This is a genomic window from Curvibacter sp. GW821-FHT01G03 (assembly GCF_059422285.1).
The window spans coordinates 23702-42283 of the sequence record NZ_JBWKWP010000016.1 but is presented as its reverse complement, the minus strand read 5'-3'; the positions used below and the strand labels follow the sequence as shown (position 1 = coordinate 42283).

Here is an 18582-nt window from a genome sequence, read left to right as displayed (position 1 = left end):
AGCCCAGCCCGGCTTGGGGCTATTCCGGGCTCGCCCCCCTGGGCCGGCCCGGGCCCGCTAGAGTGCGGCCCATGTCTGCGCAACCCCTGCCCTCGTCCCGTGCCCTGGTGTGGTTCAAACGCGATTTGCGGGTGGCCGATCACGCCCCCCTGGTGGCGGCACAGGCCCATGGTGATGCCGCAGGGCTGTTCATCATCGAGCCGGAATGGCTGGCCAGCCCGGAGTGCTCGCCCAGCCACGTGGCCTTCACCTTGGGCTGCCTGGCCGAACTTCGAGCCAGCCTGGCCCGCCACGGGCTGCCCCTGCTGGTGCGGGTGTGATCGGCCAACGAGGTGTTGGCCAACCTGCGCCAGGGCTTGGGCTTCACCCACCTGCTGAGCCACGAAGAGACCGGCCCAGGCTGGTCGTACACACGAGACCTGGCAGTGGCCCGCTGGTGCCGCGAGCAAGGGGTGAGCTGGCAGGAGTTCAGCCAGACCGGCGTGGTGCGTGGGCTGCGCCAGCGCGCTGGCTGGGCCCAACGCTGGCAGGCCCGCATGGACGCACCTCGCCTCCAACTGACGGGCCGATTCCAGGCCGCCACCGACTTGAGTCAACCCGATTGGCCCACCCTGGCCGAACTGGGCCTGCCATCGCCGGTCCAAACGCTGCAAGCGCCCGGCGAACAGGCCGCCCTGCAAACCCTGCGCAGCTTCCTGGCCGGGCGCGGCCACGACTACCGGCGCACGATCTCCAGCCCGCTCACCGCCGAACAGGGCTGCAGCCGGCTGAGCCCGCACCTGGCCTTCGGCACGGTGTCGATGCGCACGGTGCACCAGGCCACCGAACAGGCCATCCTGCACGCGCCCGACCGCGAGATGGCCTCGGCGCTGCGCGCCTTCGGCGGCCGCCTGCGCTGGCACTGCCATTTCATGCAAAAGCTGGAGAGCGAGCCCCAGATCGAGTGGCGCAACATGGCCAGGGCGTACGACGGCTTGCGCGAAGACGACTGGAACCCGACACGCTTCGAGGCTTGGTGCCAGGGCCGCACCGGCTACCCCATGGTGGACGCCTGCATGCGATCGCTCCAGGCCACGGGTTGGCTCAACTTTCGCATGCGGGCCATGCTGGTGAGCTTTGCCAGCTACCACCTTTGGCTGCACTGGCGCGAGACCGGGCTGTTCCTGGCGCGGCAGTTCCTCGACTTCGAGCCCGGCATCCACTGGTGCCAGATGCAGATGCAGAGCGGCACCACCGGCATCAACACCCTGCGCATCTACTCGCCCGTGAAGCAGGCGCTGGACCACGACCCCGAAGGCCTGTTCATCCGCCGCTGGGTGCCTGAACTGGCTGCGGTGCCCCTGCCCTACCTGGCCCAGCCCTGGACCATGCCAGCCCCCGTGCAAGCGTTGGCCCGCTGCCACATCGGCCACGACTACCCGGCCCCAGTGGTGGACGACAAGGTGGCCGTGAAGGCCGCCAAAGACCGCCTCTATGGCCTGCGCCAGACCGAGGCCGCCCGCGCCGAGGCCGACGCCGTGCAGGCGCGGCATGGCTCCCGCCGCAGCGGGCTGCCCCCCGGCGGCCAACCCGCTGCCGGCAGGCGCCGCGCCCCCAGCGCCCCAATCGCCCCCACCGCCGCGCCCAACCAGGGCACCCTGTTTTGAAAGGCGCCCATGTGTCCCCCCGATTTCAAAGGCAACAAGAGCCACCTGCCCAGCAAGCCCTGCGCGGTCTGCGGTCGCCCCATGAGCTGGCGCAAGGCCTGGGCCAAGAACTGGGAATCGGTGCTGTATTGCAGCGAGGCCTGCCGACGCCACAAAAAACAGCCCGGCCAGTGAGTGCACTTCAGGGGCCTGAGCACCGATTGGGCGTCTCGATGCCAGTGTGACCCCAAGCCTCAGGGCTTACGCACCACCACCTGCGACAAGGGGTAGCCGCCCATGGTGCCCACGGTGCCGTACACCGCGGCAGCCGTGCCCGTCATGCAACTGGCACCCATCATCCCCAGGGCCGTGCAGTCGGCATAGGCCGTCTGCTGCAGCTGGGCGCTGGTCGGTGCGGCACTGGGGTCGTCGGTGTTGACAAACACCAGGGCATAGGCGTTGCCAACCCCGCCGGCGGAGGGGTTGGCCGCCGCCGGATAGCCGTCATAGCGCGCATCGCTGGCCACGCCAGGTCGCCAGCCTTCATTGCCATGCGCCGCCACGAAGGTGTTGTTGGTGGCCAGGTAGAAGGCCCCCACCATCACGCCGGTACCGGTGCTGTCGGCATAGTGCACGCCCTGGTGGCTCAAGGGCACGGTGCTCATGGGCGAATCCGTCATCGACTGGGTCAGCACCCCATTGAGCCCCGACACACTCCGCGTGGTCGAATTGAAGCTGAAGCTGCCCGTGAAGATGCTGTTGTTGGGCTGGGTCTGCGGCTCGTAGAACGTGGCGGTGATCTGGTACCGGGTGATCACCTGCACAGGCTCGGAGGCCGGGCCGGTGCCCAGTGCATTGACCGCATTCACCACCCAGGCGTAGCCAGCGCAAGACGTGCCGCAGGCCACCTGGATCGGCGACGCACTGGCGCTGGCGCTCAGCCCCGCCGGCACCGAGCTGACCCGGTAGCCGGTGAGCGGCGAGCCCCCGCTGCCGGTGGCGCCGACGCTGATCACGACCGTGCGCGGGTCGCTGCCCAGGCGGGCCTGGAGCCCGGTGGGGGCTTCAGGCACGCCCACCGAGGTGGCCGGGCTCACGGTCAGGGTCTGGGCCACCTGCGGCGCGGCGGCGTACAGGCTGTTGCCGTCCTGGTCGGCGGAGAGCGTACAAGTGCCCAGGGCCAGGCCCTGCACCAGGCCGCTGACAGCCTGCACGGTGCAGACCTGGGGCGTCAGGGTGCCGTAACGCACGGCCAGGCCCGAGCTGGCCAACGCCGTGACCGTGGCACTGCCCCCCAGCGTGAGCGCTGGGGCAATGCCGAAGCGAATGGTTTGTGCAGCCAACCCCTGGGTCTGCACCACCAGGCTTTGGGTGGTCTGGGGTGCTGGCTGGTAGTCAGCGTTGCCAGCCTGGTTGGCCGCCACCACGCAGGTCCCGGTGGTCAGGGCCGTGACCTGCCCCGCGTCCAGCACCTGGCACACGGCCGGCGTGAGGCTGCTGAAGCGGGCACTCAGGCCGGAACTGGACGTGGCGCTGACCTGGGCGCTCAGACCCAGGACCAGGGCAGGCGCCGCCCCAAACTGCAGGGTCTGCGCCTTGGCCAGGGTGGCGGGAGCCAGGCCGCCGCCACAGGCGCTGAGCAGCCCTGCCAAGCCCGAAGCAACAACCGCGGCCAGGGCACATGCCCCAGCCCTGGGCTGCCGATGCAACAAAGAGATGTTTGCGAACATGGTGAAGAGTCCTCAGAAATCAAGGCGCAGGGCCAGTTGGATCGAGCGGCCCTTGCCGGGCACGGGCACGCCCCATGCGATGCCGTTGATGGCCATCGATGAGCCCTGACCCAGGTAGGCCCCGCCCAGGGGTGCGCTGTAGAAGCGGTTGAACAGGTTGTCGACACCCAGGTCGAAACGGGCCTTCTGGAACTGGTAGCTGGCGCGCCAGTTCAGCAAGGCATACCCTGGGGTCGGCATCTCGTTGCGCACCTGCGAGACCCGGGTCTTGGCACTGACGGCCAGCCACTCCAGGCTTTGGGTCCAGGCGCCCCGCTGCTGCTCCAGTGACCAGCGCAGGTTCAGCGGCATCTGGTTGTAAAGGCCGTCGCCCGTGACCCGGTTCGTGCCCTGCACCCAGTTGAGCACGGCACGGGTCTGCAGCGTGCCCAGGCGGGCACTGCGCCCCAGCACCGCCTGCCCGGACAGGTCCAGCCCCTGTAGCCGGGCCTGCTGGTTTTGGTATTGCAAGAGCACGAAGCTTTGCGTGTCGGTCTGATTGGCGGCAGCGCACTGGCCCATGGCGCAACGCTGGGCGTCGATGTAGTTCTCGATCTGCGTCAGGTAGACCGTGCCGCGCACCTGCCAGTCGGGCTGGCTGCCCGGGGCGGCACCGGGGGGCGGCACGGCCTGCCAGTCGGCCGTAGCGCTGAGGGTGTGGGCCACCTCGGGGCGCAGGTTCTGGTTGCCGATGTAGCCGTTGCCGTCGCCGGCAAAGTTGTTCATCAAGGCGGCCATGGCCTGGGTGGACCAGGGGTAGCGCTGGTACAGGCTGGGTGCGCGTGATTTGCGGGCATAACCCAGTTCGTAGGTCTGGCCGGCGACAGGCGTGTGACGCACCAGGGCGGTCAGGTCCCAGTTCAGATCGGAGCGACGGTGCCCTTGGGCATTGAAGCTGGCAGCATCGTTGCCCCACAGGCTGGCCAGGTTGTTGTTGTAACCCTGGACCGGCGCTGCGTCCGAGCTGACCGAGCTCAGGCGCAGGCCCAGCAAGCTGCTCCACTGCGGCTGCCATTGGGCCTCCCACTCGGCAAAGGCGTCGTGGCGTTGGCGCCGTCCATAGTTCAGGTTCCAGAACGCGTTCGGACCCATGGTGCCGCCCACCGGAGGCCACCAGTCATTCAGACTGTAGTGCTGGGCCTCCAGGCCCAGGCGCAGCAGGTCTTGCTGCGTCCAGTTGATGTTGGCCTTGAGCAAGGCCCCCAGGGTGCGGGCCTCGGTGCTCATCGGCATGCCGGTGCCATAACTGTCCCGATCGGCCCCCATGTCCATGCGGTGGTGGGTGCGCTGGCTGTAGGCCTGGGCCAACAACTCGCCCCATTCATATTGCCCCTGGTAACGGGCATTGAGCTGGGTGTTGCGGTTGCCCGTCATGTCCATGCGCTGGTTGGGGTAGCCCTCAAAGGGGATGTCCTGCTGGCTGGCACTGAGCTGCAACCAATGCGTGTCGTGCCGCAGCGCCAGGGCCAGGCTCTGGTTGCGCGCGCGGAAGCCGGATGAGCCCACCTCGTCGCCCGCCAGCGCGCCGCCCGAGGTGGCCGCAGCCGACTTGAACGCGGCTGCAGCGCGGTAGTTGTCTGATTGGGCGCTGGAGCCGGTATAGCTCAGGCTCAGGCCCTCATTGGCCACCACCAGCGCGGCATCGGCGCCTCGGCCACGGCCATTGCTTCGGTAGAACGAACCGACATGCCCTTCTGTCAGCAGGCCTTGACCGACCGCCGCGAACTTCGGTGCCGCCGACTCGACCTGGATGCTGCCGCCCAGGCTGTCGCCCCCCACGCTGACCGGCGTGATGCCGGCAAACACGCGCACCCGAGCCACGTTCGAGGCATCGATGTAGGACAGCGGCGAGTTCATGTGGTTGGGGCAGGCCGCCATCAGGTCCATGCCGTCCACCTGGATGCGCAGGCGTTCGTCCGCCAGGCCATGGATGACGGGCAGCGACGACACGCCGCCCGCACCATACAGGCTGAGCCCGGGCAGCCCGTCCAGCAACTCGGCGGCATCGCTGCTGCCCAGGCGGCGCGGGGTCAGGGCCGCGCCTTCAAGGCGCAGGCGCCCCGGCAGGCTGCGGCTCTCGTTGCCGGGTGCGGTGTCGGTCACGGTGACGGCGGTGAGGGTGCCCGCGACTGGCACGGGCGTCTTGCCTTCGATGTTTGAATCCCCGGTGACAGGGGTCTGAGCCATCAGCAGGCCACTGGCTGAACTGGCCAACAGGGCGATCACGCCCAAGTGGCGGGTCGGGTGTCGTTTCATGGCGTTTTCCTTGGGGTCTTGCCAGAGCCCCGGAACGGATCGGCGTGGCGCGGGTTGTGCAGGAATCGGTGGTCCGTCAAGGTCTTGAGAAAAGCCAGCAGGTCAACCTGGTCCTGGCGACTCAGGGCCCGCGGGTGGATCAGAGGGCTCTTGAGCGGGCTGGCTCGCCCGTCGCCCGCGTCAGGGTCTTGGGCCACGAAGCGCCCACCATCGGCGTACAGGGCCACCACCTCTGCCAGCGTGGCCACCGAGCCGTCATGCATGTAGGGCGCAGTGACCTCGATGTTGCGCAGCGTGGGTGCACGGTAGTGCCCCATGTCGGCCGCCTTGCCCGTGATCTCGATCAGGCCTGGGCTGGCCGCCGGGTAGGCACCGCGCCCATCCAGGTTGTACAAGCCCTTGTTGTAGAAGCTCACATCGACCTCGCGGGTGGCCACCGTCAGGAACTGGTTGCTGAAGTTCGGCTCCCGATGGCATTGGATGCACTCGGCCTGGCGGAACACCTTCAGGCCGCGCGCCTCAGGGGCGCTGAAGCGGGCTTTGCCTTGCTTCACCCGGTCGTACTTGCTGTCGAAGCTGAGCAGCGAACGCTCAAAGGCCGAGACCGCCTTGATCACATGGTCCCAGCTGATGGTCGCTTGCGGGTCTTCCGGGAAGGCCGCGGCAAAGCGCCGCGGGTAGCCAGGCACGGCCTGCAGGCGTTGCAGCACCTGCTGCACGTTGTTGTCGTTCACCCCCATTTCGACCGGTGTCTCGCCAAAGACGGGATTGGTCATCTGGCGCTCCAGCGTGATCAGCGCCGGGTTGGCCCAGGTGTAGGTGGCATTGAACGCCACATTGGCCAGCGACATCGGGCTGCGCGGATGGGCCTCCCCGGTAGAGCCCAGCCCGTGGGCACGGCCATCGGTGAAGGCCAGCCGTTGAAAGTGGCACGAGCCGCAAGACTGTGTGCCATTGCCCGACAGGCGCTTGTCATAAAACAGAAAGCGCCCCAGTTCGACCTTGGCGGGTGACATGGGGTTGTCGGCTGGCACGCGCGGCGGCGGCACATCAGCGGGCAACTGCCAACGCCAGTCAGAAGATCCCGCGGCAGCGCCGCCAAGGGACGCCGCAAGGGTGTTGGAGGCAGCGGCACCGGCAGCCCGGGGGCTGTCTTTGGAGGCGAGGGCCTGTTGGCTGGCGCACGAGGCCACCACCAACAGACCCACCCCCAGAAAGACCCCTGGCCACCGGGCACCCCAGATATCAAGCAGAGGGGTGCCCATGGATCACAAGCCCACAGCCTTGAAGGCGCCCTGGGTCTGGCCTGAGATCGCTTGCCCTGTGCCCGTACCGTCGCTGTTGAAGTTCAAGGCCAGCACGCCGAAGGGCCCCACGCACTTGGCGTCGGTGGGGCTGGACATGCAGCTGTTGGCCGCACTGAAATCGGCGCTGGCGAACAAGGTCTTCACGTCCAGCGCAATCGCCTGGGTGTTGGGGTTGAAGCTCGAAAAGGTCAGCGGCACGCGGTTCGGCGCAGTGCAGCCGCTGATGGCCACCCCATTGGCCGGATCGCCGACGCAGCCGGTGGAACCCAGGTGCAGCAAGGTGATGGGGTTGCCAGCATCAGCGCTTTGCAGCTCCACTTTGGTGAACTTGCGGCCACCGCGCCAGTTCCAGGACATGCCAGGGTTCACGTCGGAACGCAAGACCGCCGGTGTGGCCGGGTCGGTCGAATTGAGGTGATTGAGCGAGAACGGCACGCCCAAGGTCATGCTGACCCCCACGTACTGCCCGGCCGGCACCGTCCCCTGGATCAGCTTGTTCATCGAGGCGCCCGCCGTACAACTGCCCACACCGGTCTGAGACAAGGTGATCAGGCTCACGCTGTCGGTGCCCTGGTAGTTGTTGTTGTCGGTGGTCGAGAGGGTCAGCGCCACCGTGCTGCCATCGGCCTTCAGCAATTTGACGTTCGAGATGTAAAAGCGCAGGTCCTGGATCTGGGCAGCGCTGCTCTTGCTGCCCAGCGCCGGCACAGCGGTGCCGCACTGGATCGGGGCGCTGCCGGCATAGGCCGCGAACTGCAGCTTGACTGCGCCACTTGAATCAACCGACCAGCCGTTGCCGCTGTCGCCGCCGCCGCCACAGGCACTCAGAAGTACCGACAGCGCCAGGGCACAACTGCCCGCGCCGAGAGAGGATTTGAAAAACCGGGTCGTAGAAATGCCAGCCATGAATAGCTCCTGCATCGAATGACTGAATTGAAAAAGGTGCGACCGGCCACCAGCACCCCGTGCACCGGGCACAGGTCTGGCAGGCGATCAGAAGTGGAATTGAAGCGACACGGCACAGCCAACCCAGAGGGGATGGTCAGGATCGTGTTCACTCCGGGTGCACGAGGCACAAGGGCCCCGCGGCACGCCATGGCGCAACTGGGTGTGGAAGAGAGGCCGGGCGTGGCTGCACGCGCTCATACCAGCCGGTACAAAGCGAAAAAGCGCAGCTTGAACAGAGGCCTCAGGCCAGAGGCGGGGCGCGCGGATGCGCCAGACGCAGGTCAGGGCGCAGATCGGGAACCGATGGGGTCGGCAGCCGCCACCTGGGCTGCTCGGGCGCCAGCACCGGCAGCGCCAGGCTGGGCGGCGGGCCCAGGCGATCGAGCATGAGCACGCAGTAGGCGCAGTCATCGATGCTGACGGCAGCGGTGTCGGACAGATCCGCCAGCGCTGCCTTGGCCAGCGATGGGCTGGCGGGCTGGCTGGCCGAGCACACATCAGCCCAGATCAGGGCCGAGGGCTGCTGCGCCGCCAGTGCCCGCGACACCGTGGGCATGAGCGAGGCCAGCACCATGGCCGCCACCATCCACCAGCTGGCAAGCCGGCGGCCGGAGACACTGCGGAAAGAGTTGCTCAAGTGGCGCATGGACAGCCGAAGATTATGCCGCCATGGGTTCACAAAAAACTGACATCAGATCAATGAAACTTCACAGAGCAAGCCGGCCACGCGCCCCGCCTCGAAGGCCACGTCGGCCCGCGGTCGGGCCCGTCAACGCTGCGCCTGAGGACCGAAGCGCGAGGGGCTGAATGCCGAAAGATCCTGCTGCACCGATTGACCCGCCGCCAGTGCGGCCGCCCACTGCCCCGTGCGTGCTGAAGCGCCCAGGCCCACGTGACCATGGCCAAAGGCCAGCACCACATCGGGCGAAGCACGCGAAGGGCCGATGCAGGGCAGGCCATCGGGCAGGCTGGGGCGGTGCCCAAGCCAGCGTTGAACGACGTCGGTCTCAAGGTGGGGGCCCATGCCTTCGAACATGCTGCACAGGTGCTGGTAAAGGATGTCGGCACGGCGCCAGTCCGGGGTAGCGTGCAGCCCCGCGATTTCAACCTGGCCGGCGGCGCGCAGGCCGCCCGCCATCCAGTGGACAATGAGCTTGCCGTCGGCGGCCATCATGGGTAAACGGGGACCACGGGTGGCTTGCGCGATCTGCACGTGGTAGCCGCGCTCGGATTCCAGCGGCACCGGTGTGGCGGCCGCTGCAGCCAGCGCACCCGAACGGGCACCGGCGCAGATGACTGCCGCGTCGCACGGCAACTCACCGCGCTCTGTCACAACCGAACGCAAGTGCCCGCCCTCCAGGCGGAAGCCAGTGGCGCGGGCCTGCCACGACACGGCGCCCAGCGACTGGGCGTGGCGAGCCAGGGCGGCCACATAGCCGCCCGGATCGCGACACTGCCCCGCCTCGGGCACATGAACCGCAAAGCGGTAGCGGGGATCCAGATCGGGCTCGCGCTCGCGCAGGGTGGCTTCGTCCCACTCGACCCACTGCACGCCGGTGCGTGCCCTTACCCGCCAGGCCAGCGCCTCGCCCTCGAACGCTTCGCGCGAGCCATACACATGCAGCAGGCCCTGCTGCTCGATCAGTTGGAGCACACCGGCCTCGCGGGCCAAGCGCTGGTGGAGCGCCGGGGCGTCGACCAACAAGGCCCGCAGCGCGTGGGCCGTGCGCTGCACCCGCGCCTCGGTCCAGCCCGCGGCCAGGTAACGCAGCAACCAGGGCAGCGCCTGGGGCAGGTAGCGCCAACGCACCGCCAAGGGGCCCAGGGGGTCGGCCAGCCAGCCGGGCACGCGGCGCCAGGCGCCCGGCAACGCCGGTGGGATCACCGAATGCGATGACAGCCAGCCTGCGTTGCCGTAGCTGGTGGCGTGCTGGCCGCCAGCCACCTCGGGCTCGACCATCGTCACACGCAATCCCAGGCGCAGTGCCTCGATGGCGGTGGCGCAACCGACGGCGCCTGTGCCGATGATGGCCACATGGCGGCGAGCGGCGGATGGATCAGCGGTGTTCAGTGGGGTGTTCACGGGGTTGCCCTTCGATGGCGCAGTCAGTGTCATGGTGGCACCGATCTGATGCGGCTGATGCGGCCGCTCGGATGCCCTGGCCTGCAAGCAAAAAGCCCGCCCGGGCTTGTGGCCGGGGCGGGCGTCGGTTCACGTCAGGGCCTGGCGGGGGTGTCCCGCCCCGAGGCGCCTCAGGTGATCGCTGGATCGATCGGGGTTCGACGGATCAGTATTCCCAGAAGATGCGTTGCAGTTCCTTGCTGTCGTTGGTCTTGGTCAGAGCAACCATGGCCAGGATGCGGGCCTTTTGCGGGCGCAGGTCGTGCGCCACGACCCAGTCGTACTTGTCGTCGGGTTGCTCGGCGTTGCGCAGCACAAAACCGTCAGGCACACGGGCCGAGCGGATGATCTGCACGCCCTGGGCGCGCAGGCCCTGCAAAGCCGCCACGGCCTGGGCAGCCACCGAGCCATTGCCGGTGCCGGCGTGGATCAGGGCCTTGACGCCGGCCTTGCCGTAAGCGTCGATGCCGGTGGTGTTCATGTTGCCGTAGCCATAAACGATGTCCACGGCGGGCAGGGTCTTGATGTCATCGATGTTGAACTCGGACGCATTGGTGTGGCGCTTGACCGGTGCACGGAACCAGTAGTTGCGGCCTTCCACGACCATGCCCAGGGGCCCCCATTGGCTCTTGAAGGCCTCGGTCTTGATGTTGATGGTCTTGCTGACGTCGCGACCGCTCTGGATCTCGTCGTTCATGGTGACCAGCACGCCCTTGCCGCCGGCGTCCTTGCTGGCGGCCACGCTGACCGCGTCGTACAGGTTCAGCGTGCCGTCGGCCGACAGGGCGGTGCCGGGGCGCATCGAGCCCACCACCACGATGGGCTTGGCGGTGTGCACCACCAGGTTCAGGAAGTAGGCGGTTTCTTCGAGCGTGTCGGTGCCATGGGTGATGACGATGCCGTCCACATCGGCCTGCTTGCTCAGGGCCGAGACCCGGCGCGCCAGGGTCAGCAGGTGCTCGTTGGTGAAGCTCTCGGAAGCGATCTGGAAGACCTGCTCGCCGGTGACCTGCGCCACGTTGGCCAGTTCGGGCAGGCCCGCCAGCAGCTTGTCGACCGGCACCTTGGCCGCGGCGTAGGTGGCGCTGTTGGCGGCCGAGGCGCCAGCACCAGCGATGGTGCCGCCGGTGGCCAGCACCACCACGTGCGGCTTGGCCGCCTGGGCCAGTGCGGCGGCAGACAGGGCGCTCAGCGCGACGGCGGCCAGCCATTGTTTCAGCGATTGACGGGTGGACATCAGCATGAAGGAAAACTCCTGAATTCGGGTCTTGAGGGGGAGCACGCAGCCCTCGGGTGGGGCCTTGAACTCATCCCGCAGGGTCGCCGCGGGATGGCTGATGCTAGGGGCGCCACCAGGCCGCCAATGCGGAATAATCGACCGCAGGGTGTGAAATCCGCTCATATCCGCATTAACCCTGATTCATCGCTGGGCCCCCATGAACCTGAGGCAACTCGAAGTCTTCCAGGCCGTGCTGCAGACCGGCAGCATGAGCGCCGCCGCACGCCTGCTGTGCGTCACGCCCTCGGCCGTCAGCAAGGCGGTGGCCCACACCGAGCTGCAACTGGGTTATGCCCTGTTCACGCGCAGCCCGGCAGGGCTGACGCCCACCCCCGAGGCCCAGGTGCTGGCCGCCGAATCGGCCGGCATCCACCGCCAACTGGAGGGCCTGCGCCAGACTGCGCGCAACCTGGCCCGCGGCGAGGGCGGGCAGATCCGCCTGGCGGCCATTCCCTCGATCAGCCACAACTTTCTGCCCAGCCTGCTGCAGGCCCATGCAGGCCGGCACCCCCAGGTGGGCATCGAGGTGCGCACCCTGAACCAGGATCAGATGGCGCCGGCATTGCTGACGCACAGCGTGGATTTCTGCCTGGGCTTCTACCCGCACCCGCACCCGCAGTTGCAAAGCGATCTGCTGGTGAGCGGGCGCCTGTTCCTGGCGGTCACACGCGAGCTGTGGACCTGGTCGCTGCGCGGCAGCCCCCCGCTGGCCTACGGGCGGCTGGCCCAGGTGCCGGTGATCCGCCTGGTGGGCAACGACCCGATGCGGCAGGCGATTGACGAACTGGCTCAACGCCTGGGTGTGCCGGAGGCTGGCGGCGGCATTCAAGTGCAGACATCGCAGCTGGCACTGGAGCTGGTGCGCCGCGGCATGGGCTGGACTGTGGTGGACTTTCTGACCGCCCAGCACCTGGACCCGCGGACCATGGTGGCCATCGAATTGCACGAACTCCCGCCCATGTCGCTGTACAGCTACCACAGCCCGAATCACCCACCGGGCCAGGCCGTGCAACGCCTGCTCGCCATGCTGCCCGGATTGCTGCAGCAAACGCTGTCGGCCCCCGCGGTCGGCGCCCTGGCGCCGCAGCGGGCGGGCGGTTCCTGAGGCACACTGTTTCCGCGCCCCGGGCCGCGTTGCGGCCTGGCTCGCAATCCACACCCCAACCGGAGACCTGACCCATGCGACTCAAGACTGCCGCCCCCATCGCTCTGGCCTTTGCCGCCGGCCTGCTGGCCGGGCCGTGGGCCACCGACCTGCTGCGCGATGCGCACGCCCAGGCGGTTCCCCTGGCGCCGGTCGCCATCGACATTGCAGCACTCACCGATGCTGACCTGTCCGCCACCCCCAACCCCGACTTGCGCAGCAAGACCCTGGTGGTGACCGACCAGGCCACCCTGGCCGTGCAGACCGGCAATGTGGCCAAGCACTACCACGCCAAATCGGATGAGATCCAGTACATCGTCGAGGGCACGGGCACTGCCTGGCTGGGCGACCGGCTGGTGGACATCAAGCCCGGCATGCTGTTGGTCATCCCCAAGGGCACCGCCCATGCCGGCACCGTGCCCAGCAGCGGGCGCTTCAAGGCGATCGCCATCAAGGTCCCGCCACAGGCCAACGGGGACACGGTGCTGTTGGAATGAGGCGGTAAGGCCTCAGCAGGATCGGCTCTTGCTTGACTCCAGCCGATCGAGCCATGAATACCAGGCCACACCCGCGGCGATGTAGAAGCGCTGCAGGCCGTGCAAGGGGATGCGACGCATGCGGGTGATGGGGTACGGAAAAGGCGGCCCTCCTGCAAGCTCGCCGGCCGTCAGGCGCTGGGCAATCTGCTGGCCCAGGCTGGTACACAACGCAATGCCACGCCCATTGCAACCCAGCGCCATGGTGACGCCGGGAGCAGGCTCGTGCACGTGGGGCATGAAGTCGCGCGTGATGGCGATGCGACCGGCCCAGCGGTATTCATACTGCAAGGGCCCCAAGCCTGGAAACAGCAAGGCCAGCGAGCGTTCGAGGTGGGCAAAATCCTGAGCGCCGACCGGGTCGCTGAAATGGCCGCGCCCCCCCATCAGCAGCCGTCCCTGGGCGTCTTTGCGGAAATACAGCAACAGCCGTTGCGAGGTGGAAGCGGTCTCACCCGCCGGCAGGATGGCCGCTGACTGCTCGCCCTGCAGCGGGCGCGTCGCCACCATGAAGCTGTTGGCGGCCAGCACCGTCTGACGCAAGCCAGACCACAGACCGTCGGTGTAGCCATTGGTGGCAATCACCACGCGGTCGGCCCGCACCGTGGCGCCGCCTCGGCAAGTGGCAAGCCACTGCCGGCCCACCCGCTGCAAGGCTGTCACCGGGCTGTGCCCGTGCACTTGAACACCTTGCCTCTGAGCGGCTTGCAACAGGCCCCGGGCATAGGACAGCGGTTGTACCCCACCAGCACGGCCATCGAGCCAGCCGCCGGCGAAAGCCTCCGTGCCCACGCGGCGCATCACCGCTGCGCGGTCAAGCCACTCGACTGCCACGCCTCGGGCCGCCCATTGGCGCGAACGCGCCTGCAGACTCGCCAACAGCTTCTCGTCGTAGGAAAGCTGCAGCCAACCGGCTCGCACCGGATCGCAGGCGATGCCATGGCGGCGGATCAGTTCGAACACCAGGTCGGCCGACCCGGACACCACCTCGATCAAGGCCTCGGCACGCTCAGGGCCCAGCAGGGCCCTGAGATCGTCGGGATCGTGCTTGAGGGTGGGGTTGACCTGCCCACCATTGCGCCCTGAGGCCCCCCAGCCCGGCTCACGGGCCTCCAGCACGGTCACGCGGGTGCCCGCCTGGGCCAGGTGCAAGGCAGTGGACAGACCCGTGTAGCCCGCGCCGATCACCAGCACATCGGTGCGGGTCGATTCGGACAGCGCCGGCGTGGCGGTGGCGGGCAGCGCTGTGGCCGCCCACAGCGAAGGGGGCATGGCTTCGGAATAGGGCAGGCTCATGGCGTGCGCTCCAATACCGCCTGGGCCGGCTGATGCAGCACCCGCCGCAGGAAATCCTGCGTGCGCGCGTGGCGCGGTGCCCCCAGCACCTGGTCGGAGCTGCCCTCTTCGACAATGGTGCCGCTGTGCAGAAAACAGACCCGGTCGGCCACCTCGCGGGCAAAACCCATTTCGTGGGTGACCACGATCATGGTCATGCCTTCGCGGGCCAGGGCACGCATCACCTCCAGCACATCGCCCACCAACTCAGGGTCCAGTGCCGATGTGGGCTCGTCGAACAACATGGCCTCGGGTTTCATGGCCAGCGCGCGGGCAATCGCCACCCGCTGCTGCTGACCGCCCGAAAGCTGGGCCGGGTAGGCCTGAGCCTTGTCCACCAGGCCCACCTTGTCGAGCAGATCCAGGGCCAGGGCCCTTGCCGGACCGCGGGCCTGGCCCTGCACATGCACCGGGCCTTCCATCACGTTGTCCAGCACGCTGCGGTGGGCAAACAGGTTGAAGCGCTGGAACACCATGCCCATGCGACAGCGCAGTTGCCGGATCGATGCACTGCGCACATCCACGGGCTGGCCAAAGGCGCGGATTTCACCGCCCTCGTAGGTTTCCAGCCCGTTGATGCAGCGCAGCACCGTGGATTTGCCTGAGCCGGACGGCCCGATCAGGCACACCACCTGGCCGGCTTCCACGTTCAGGCTGACGCCCTTGAGCACTTCGTGTGCTCCGTAGCGTTTGTGCAAATCGCGAATTTCGATCATGGCCTGCGGGTCCCCTTGCCAAAGTGGCGTTCAAGTTTCTTCAGGCCCGCCACGAGAGGCAGGCTCAACACCAGGTAAAGCAAGGCCACCAGGGTGTAGACCGTCATGTTCTGGAAGGTGGACGAGGCAATCAGTTGCCCGGCCCGGGTCATCTCTGCCACGGTGATGGTGGACACCAGCGACGAATCCTTGAGCATCATCACCAGCGTGTTGCCATAGGGCGGCAGCGCGATGCGGAAGGCCTGGGGCAGGATCACCCGGCGCATGATCAACACCGGCCCCATGCCCATGGCCAAGGCAGCCTCGCGCTGGCCCGGGTCGACCGCCTCGATGCCGGCCCGGAAGTTCTCGGCCTGGTAGGGCGAATAGGCGATGCCCAGGCCGATCACGCCAGCCTGGAAAGCCGTGAGCTGGATGCCGACGTCGGGCAACACAAAATAGATGTAGAACAACTGCACGATGATGGGCAGGCCGCGGATCAGGTTGATCAACGCGCCCCCGGCCCAGGCCAGGGCCCGCACCGGGGACAGTCGGACCCATGCCAGCACCAGGCCGAGCACGGTGCTGAAGACAAAGGACAACAGCGTGACCTCGACGGTGACCACCGCCCCCTGCAGCAGGATGGGCAGGAACTCACGCGCATGGTCGATGAACTGGGACGCAATCATGAAGCGCTCTCAGACCTGGGGCGCGCGGGCCTCAGATGCCCCACTTCTGCACGATCTTGGCCAGGGTTCCGTCCGCCTTGATCGCAGCAATCGCCTTGTTGAGGCGCGTCAGGGTCTCGGTGTCACCCTTGCGCACCACCAGGCAAACATCGCCCACGTTGAGCGGTTTGTAGCTGTCGACGAGGCGCACCCCCTGGAAGGTGTTCTGGCGGATCTGATAAGCCATGATGGGCTGATCAGCCAATGCGGCCTTGATGCGACCGAGGGCCAGATCACGCGCCAGGTCGGCCACCGAGTCGTAGCTGCGCACCTCCTTGAAAATGCCCTTCTTGTTGAGCATGTCGAGGAACACCGTACCCACCTGGGCCCCAACGACTTCGCCCTTGAGCTCATCGAGCGTGGTGTAGGGCTTGGCATCGTCGGCCTTGACCAGCAGCCCCTCGCCATAGGAATAGACCGGGTCACTGAAGTCGACCACCTGCTGGCGCGCCGCCGTCTTGAGCATCGCGGCCGAGATGATGTCGATCTTGCTCGAGGTGAGCGACGGAATCAGGGCCGAAAAAACGGTCTGCTGCACATTGACACTGAATCCACCGGCCTTGCCCACCGCCGTGACGGTGTCCACCATCATGCCCTGGATGGAGTTGCTCTTGACGTCCAGGAAGGTGAAAGGGATGCCCGTGGCCGTAGCCCCCACGTTGTAGCTGGACGCACCGCCCTGGGCCCATGCACCCGAAGTGACACAGGCCGCGCACAAGATCAGGGCGGCACGGCGAAGGGATGAGGCAAGTGACATGGAAAGCTCCTATACAGGCAAGGCCAGAGGGTGGATGAATGGGTGAAGTTGCATCGCTTGATGCAACGAACATGCCAATAATCGATTTATAAAACTCTTATTGCAATTAATACAAACCACTATTCGACGATATAGAATCGAATATCGATTTTTAAGACCGACATGATCCCCACCCAAGACACCCTGAAGACAGGTGCTGCCGACGCGCCGGCGGCCGGCGGCAACAGCTTGCTGTTCAACCAGTCGCTTGAGAAAGGACTGGGCGTGCTGCGCGCCTTCAATGGCCAGCGCCGCACCATGACGATCGCCGAGGTGGGCGAAGCAGTGGGGATCAACAAAAGCTCGGCCCAACGCATGGTCTATACGCTGGAACAGTTGGGTTACCTGCGCAAACACCCGCAGACCCGGCGCTACCAACTCGCTCCGCGGGTGATGGAGATCGGATTCAACTACCTGTCGGCCAATCCGATGATCGAGATTGCCAACCCCTTCCTGTCCGAGTTGTCGAACGTCACGACCGAAACCTCGTGCCTGACCGAGGGCGATGGTGACGAAATGGTCTATGTGGCCCGCTTTGTGAGCGCCCAGTTCGTGCCGGTGCACATGCCCATCGGCAGCCGCATCCCCATGTACTGCACCGGCTCAGGCCGGGCCTACCTGAGTGCACTGCCCGAGGCCGAAGCCCAGGCCCTGATTGAGGCGGCACACCGGGTGGCCCATACACAGCACACCCTGACGACCGTGGAGGCCATCCTGGAGGCACTGCGCCAGACGCGCCAGCGCGGTTACGCCATCAACCGCGAGGAGCTCTTTCTGGGCGACATGACACTGGCCGCACCCGTACTTGGCGCCAGTGGCCGCCCGCTGGGCGCCATCCACGTGGTGGCCCCCACCAGCCGATGGACCCTGGAGGAGGCCGAGCGCAGGTTGGCCCCACCGCTGCTGCAGTGCGCCAGGGCGGTGAGCAGTTCGGTGCGCACCATGGGCTGATGGCGCTCGGGCTGGGTTAGAGTTCCGCCACCCACATCGCCCCCCTGGCCCGACCCCCATGAACCGACTGCAATCCGAGCTGTGCCGCCTGTACCTCCCCACGGGCGCCCCGCCGCCTGAAGGCGATGTGGCCGAGTTGGCACTGACCGGCCCCGACGGTGCGTTGCGAGGCGCCGTGCTCGAACTGGCCCGCCCGGCCGACTGGCCGGCGCTGTCGGCCCTCTGGCAAGGGGTGCAGGCCGACCTGGGCCTGCCGGCGCCGGCCATCGCCGTGAATGGGCTGGACGGCTACCAGCTGTGGTTTTCGTGGGCCCAAGCGATGCCACTGGCCCAAGCCCAGGCCTTTTTGCAGGCCCTTTGCGCGCGCTACCTGCCCGGTGTGCCGGCGCGGCGCCTGCGGCTGCTGCCCCAGCCTGGCCAGGGCGTGCCCCAGGTGCCAGCGCTGCGGCCCGACACCGGGCTGTGGTCGGCCTTTGTGGCGCCTGACCTGGCCGCCGTGTTTGCCGACGAACCCGCCATCGACCTGCCCCCCGGCCCCGAGGCCCAGGCCGATCTGCTGGCCCGGCTGACCAGCATGCGCCCCGGCGACATGCTGCAGGCCTGGGAGCGCTTGCAACCCGCCCCAGCGCCCCAAGCCCACAACACCCAAATGGCGGCGCCTGCGGCGATGGGCCCGCCAGCCGCCCCCCACACCAGCGCCGGCCCTGGGCCCGGCTTGAGCCCGCAGGCCTTCTTGCGTGCCGTGATGGACGACCCCGGCGTGCCCCTGGCCTTGCGCATCGAGGCGGCCAAGGCCCTGCTGCCTGCGAGCCCCGCCAACGCGGGCTGAACACCATGCAGCCGCCGCCCCGCCCTGCCAGCCCGCAATAGGCCGGACAGGCCGGACTGGCCAGACTGGCCACGCTGCGCGGGCTGTGCACCCTGCTGCTGGTGATGCACCATGCCGCCATCAGTGAGCGCCTGTTGACGATCTCGCACGGGCCGCGTTGGAGCGCAATCGGGATGAGTGGGTGGCCCGGATGCGCTGCATGGGCTTGTGCCCATGCAAGCGGGCGGGGCGCCACACATCCGGGTTCGTGCCCGATTTCGCG

The 18582-nt window shown here is 67.5% G+C and carries 18 protein-coding genes; 7 read left to right on the top strand and 11 right to left on the bottom strand.

Features of this window, described 5'->3' with window-relative positions; translation table 11 throughout:
* The first annotated feature begins 71 nt into the window (after positions 1–71).
* The 3 genes from AC07VS_RS21595 to AC07VS_RS21585 are packed head-to-tail and all read left to right on the top strand — an operon-like array spanning position 72 to position 1820.
* Positions 72–320, top strand: coding sequence for a deoxyribodipyrimidine photo-lyase (locus AC07VS_RS21595; protein WP_494751954.1), 249 nt, complete (start codon positions 72–74; stop codon positions 318–320).
* Between the two features lie 12 nt (positions 321–332).
* On the top strand, positions 333–1646 hold the full coding sequence (locus AC07VS_RS21590) for an FAD-binding domain-containing protein (RefSeq protein ID WP_494751953.1): 1314 nt from the start codon (positions 333–335) through the stop codon (positions 1644–1646).
* A gap of 9 nt (positions 1647–1655) precedes the next feature.
* Positions 1656–1820: a DUF2256 domain-containing protein gene (locus AC07VS_RS21585; RefSeq protein ID WP_494751952.1), complete on the top strand. Its 165-nt coding sequence runs from the start codon at positions 1656–1658 to the stop codon at positions 1818–1820.
* 59 nt (positions 1821–1879) lie between these two features.
* Here AC07VS_RS21585 and AC07VS_RS21580 read toward each other — a convergent pair whose 3' ends face one another.
* The 7 genes from AC07VS_RS21580 to AC07VS_RS21550 form a co-directional block, all read right to left on the bottom strand.
* On the bottom strand, positions 1880–3355 hold the full coding sequence (locus AC07VS_RS21580; RefSeq protein WP_494751951.1) for a hypothetical protein: 1476 nt from the start codon (positions 3353–3355) through the stop codon (positions 1880–1882).
* A gap of 12 nt (positions 3356–3367) precedes the next feature.
* Positions 3368–5650 (bottom strand): TonB-dependent receptor plug domain-containing protein, encoded by a 2283-nt coding sequence (locus tag AC07VS_RS21575; protein WP_494657096.1) that lies wholly within the window; start codon positions 5648–5650, stop codon positions 3368–3370.
* A complete protein-coding gene (locus AC07VS_RS21570; RefSeq protein WP_494751950.1) occupies positions 5647–6915 on the bottom strand; it encodes an MbnH family di-heme enzyme in 1269 nt (422 codons plus the stop codon). Before AC07VS_RS21570 ends, AC07VS_RS21575 begins: the two co-directional genes overlap by 4 nt.
* A gap of 3 nt (positions 6916–6918) precedes the next feature.
* The gene (locus AC07VS_RS21565; protein WP_494751949.1) at positions 6919–7863 is read right to left on the bottom strand and encodes an MbnP family copper-binding protein; all 945 of its coding nucleotides are present in this window, start codon (positions 7861–7863) and stop codon (positions 6919–6921) included.
* Positions 7864–8146: 283 nt separating this feature from the next.
* Positions 8147–8542 carry a DUF2946 domain-containing protein gene (locus tag AC07VS_RS21560; protein ID WP_494751948.1) on the bottom strand — a complete coding sequence of 132 codons (396 nt, stop codon included), beginning with the start codon at positions 8540–8542 and terminating at the stop codon, positions 8147–8149.
* A gap of 132 nt (positions 8543–8674) precedes the next feature.
* Positions 8675–9988, bottom strand: coding sequence for an NAD(P)/FAD-dependent oxidoreductase (locus tag AC07VS_RS21555; protein WP_494751947.1), 1314 nt, complete (start codon positions 9986–9988; stop codon positions 8675–8677).
* 205 nt (positions 9989–10193) lie between these two features.
* Positions 10194–11264: an asparaginase gene (locus tag AC07VS_RS21550; RefSeq protein ID WP_492346169.1), complete on the bottom strand. Its 1071-nt coding sequence runs from the start codon at positions 11262–11264 to the stop codon at positions 10194–10196.
* A 199-nt stretch (positions 11265–11463) separates the two neighbouring features.
* Here AC07VS_RS21550 and AC07VS_RS21545 point away from each other — a divergent pair, with 199 nt between their 5' ends.
* Both AC07VS_RS21545 and AC07VS_RS21540 read left to right on the top strand, forming a co-directional pair.
* Complete coding sequence (locus AC07VS_RS21545) at positions 11464–12411, top strand: LysR family transcriptional regulator (protein ID WP_492346030.1); 948 nt, start codon at positions 11464–11466, stop codon at positions 12409–12411.
* Between the two features lie 74 nt (positions 12412–12485).
* Positions 12486–12947: a cupin domain-containing protein gene (locus tag AC07VS_RS21540; RefSeq protein ID WP_492346031.1), complete on the top strand. Its 462-nt coding sequence runs from the start codon at positions 12486–12488 to the stop codon at positions 12945–12947.
* A 12-nt stretch (positions 12948–12959) separates the two neighbouring features.
* Here the strand turns inward: AC07VS_RS21540 and AC07VS_RS21535 are convergent, their stop codons facing one another.
* Genes AC07VS_RS21535 through AC07VS_RS21520 form a run of 4 tightly spaced genes read right to left on the bottom strand, consistent with a single transcriptional unit; the run spans position 12960 to position 16501 of the window.
* Positions 12960–14282: an NAD(P)/FAD-dependent oxidoreductase gene (locus AC07VS_RS21535; protein WP_494751946.1), complete on the bottom strand. Its 1323-nt coding sequence runs from the start codon at positions 14280–14282 to the stop codon at positions 12960–12962.
* A complete protein-coding gene (locus AC07VS_RS21530; RefSeq protein WP_492346033.1) occupies positions 14279–15037 on the bottom strand; it encodes an amino acid ABC transporter ATP-binding protein in 759 nt (252 codons plus the stop codon). The genes AC07VS_RS21535 and AC07VS_RS21530 overlap by 4 nt, the downstream gene beginning before the upstream one ends.
* On the bottom strand, positions 15034–15705 hold the full coding sequence (gene ehuD / locus AC07VS_RS21525) for an ectoine/hydroxyectoine ABC transporter permease subunit EhuD (protein WP_494751945.1): 672 nt from the start codon (positions 15703–15705) through the stop codon (positions 15034–15036). The genes AC07VS_RS21530 and ehuD overlap by 4 nt, the downstream gene beginning before the upstream one ends.
* A 31-nt stretch (positions 15706–15736) precedes the next feature.
* On the bottom strand, positions 15737–16501 hold the full coding sequence (locus AC07VS_RS21520) for an ABC transporter substrate-binding protein (protein WP_492346035.1): 765 nt from the start codon (positions 16499–16501) through the stop codon (positions 15737–15739).
* 162 nt (positions 16502–16663) lie between these two features.
* On the opposite strand from AC07VS_RS21520, the gene AC07VS_RS21515 reads away from it, so the two are divergent.
* Positions 16664–17491 (top strand): IclR family transcriptional regulator, encoded by an 828-nt coding sequence (locus tag AC07VS_RS21515; RefSeq protein ID WP_492346036.1) that lies wholly within the window; start codon positions 16664–16666, stop codon positions 17489–17491.
* Between the two features lie 58 nt (positions 17492–17549).
* Complete coding sequence (locus AC07VS_RS21510; protein ID WP_494751944.1) at positions 17550–18320, top strand: hypothetical protein; 771 nt, start codon at positions 17550–17552, stop codon at positions 18318–18320.
* Positions 18321–18582 lie beyond the last annotated feature (262 nt).

Coding starts and splice junctions, on each gene's coding strand:
- AC07VS_RS21510 (WP_494751944.1), top strand. CDS start 17,550: ATGAACCGACTGCAATCCGAGCTGTGCCGCCTGTACCTCCCCACGGGC.
- AC07VS_RS21545 (WP_492346030.1), top strand. CDS start 11,464: ATGAACCTGAGGCAACTCGAAGTCTTCCAGGCCGTGCTGCAGACCGGC.
- AC07VS_RS21570 (WP_494751950.1), bottom strand. CDS start 6,915: ATGGGCACCCCTCTGCTTGATATCTGGGGTGCCCGGTGGCCAGGGGTC.
- AC07VS_RS21530 (WP_492346033.1), bottom strand. CDS start 15,037: ATGATCGAAATTCGCGATTTGCACAAACGCTACGGAGCACACGAAGTG.
- AC07VS_RS21580 (WP_494751951.1), bottom strand. CDS start 3,355: ATGTTCGCAAACATCTCTTTGTTGCATCGGCAGCCCAGGGCTGGGGCA.
- AC07VS_RS21595 (WP_494751954.1), top strand. CDS start 72: ATGTCTGCGCAACCCCTGCCCTCGTCCCGTGCCCTGGTGTGGTTCAAA.
- AC07VS_RS21565 (WP_494751949.1), bottom strand. CDS start 7,863: ATGGCTGGCATTTCTACGACCCGGTTTTTCAAATCCTCTCTCGGCGCG.
- AC07VS_RS21535 (WP_494751946.1), bottom strand. CDS start 14,282: ATGAGCCTGCCCTATTCCGAAGCCATGCCCCCTTCGCTGTGGGCGGCC.
- AC07VS_RS21520 (WP_492346035.1), bottom strand. CDS start 16,501: ATGTCACTTGCCTCATCCCTTCGCCGTGCCGCCCTGATCTTGTGCGCG.
- AC07VS_RS21515 (WP_492346036.1), top strand. CDS start 16,664: ATGATCCCCACCCAAGACACCCTGAAGACAGGTGCTGCCGACGCGCCG.
- AC07VS_RS21575 (WP_494657096.1), bottom strand. CDS start 5,650: ATGAAACGACACCCGACCCGCCACTTGGGCGTGATCGCCCTGTTGGCC.
- AC07VS_RS21540 (WP_492346031.1), top strand. CDS start 12,486: ATGCGACTCAAGACTGCCGCCCCCATCGCTCTGGCCTTTGCCGCCGGC.
- ehuD (WP_494751945.1), bottom strand. CDS start 15,705: ATGATTGCGTCCCAGTTCATCGACCATGCGCGTGAGTTCCTGCCCATC.
- AC07VS_RS21585 (WP_494751952.1), top strand. CDS start 1,656: ATGTGTCCCCCCGATTTCAAAGGCAACAAGAGCCACCTGCCCAGCAAG.
- AC07VS_RS21550 (WP_492346169.1), bottom strand. CDS start 11,264: ATGTCCACCCGTCAATCGCTGAAACAATGGCTGGCCGCCGTCGCGCTG.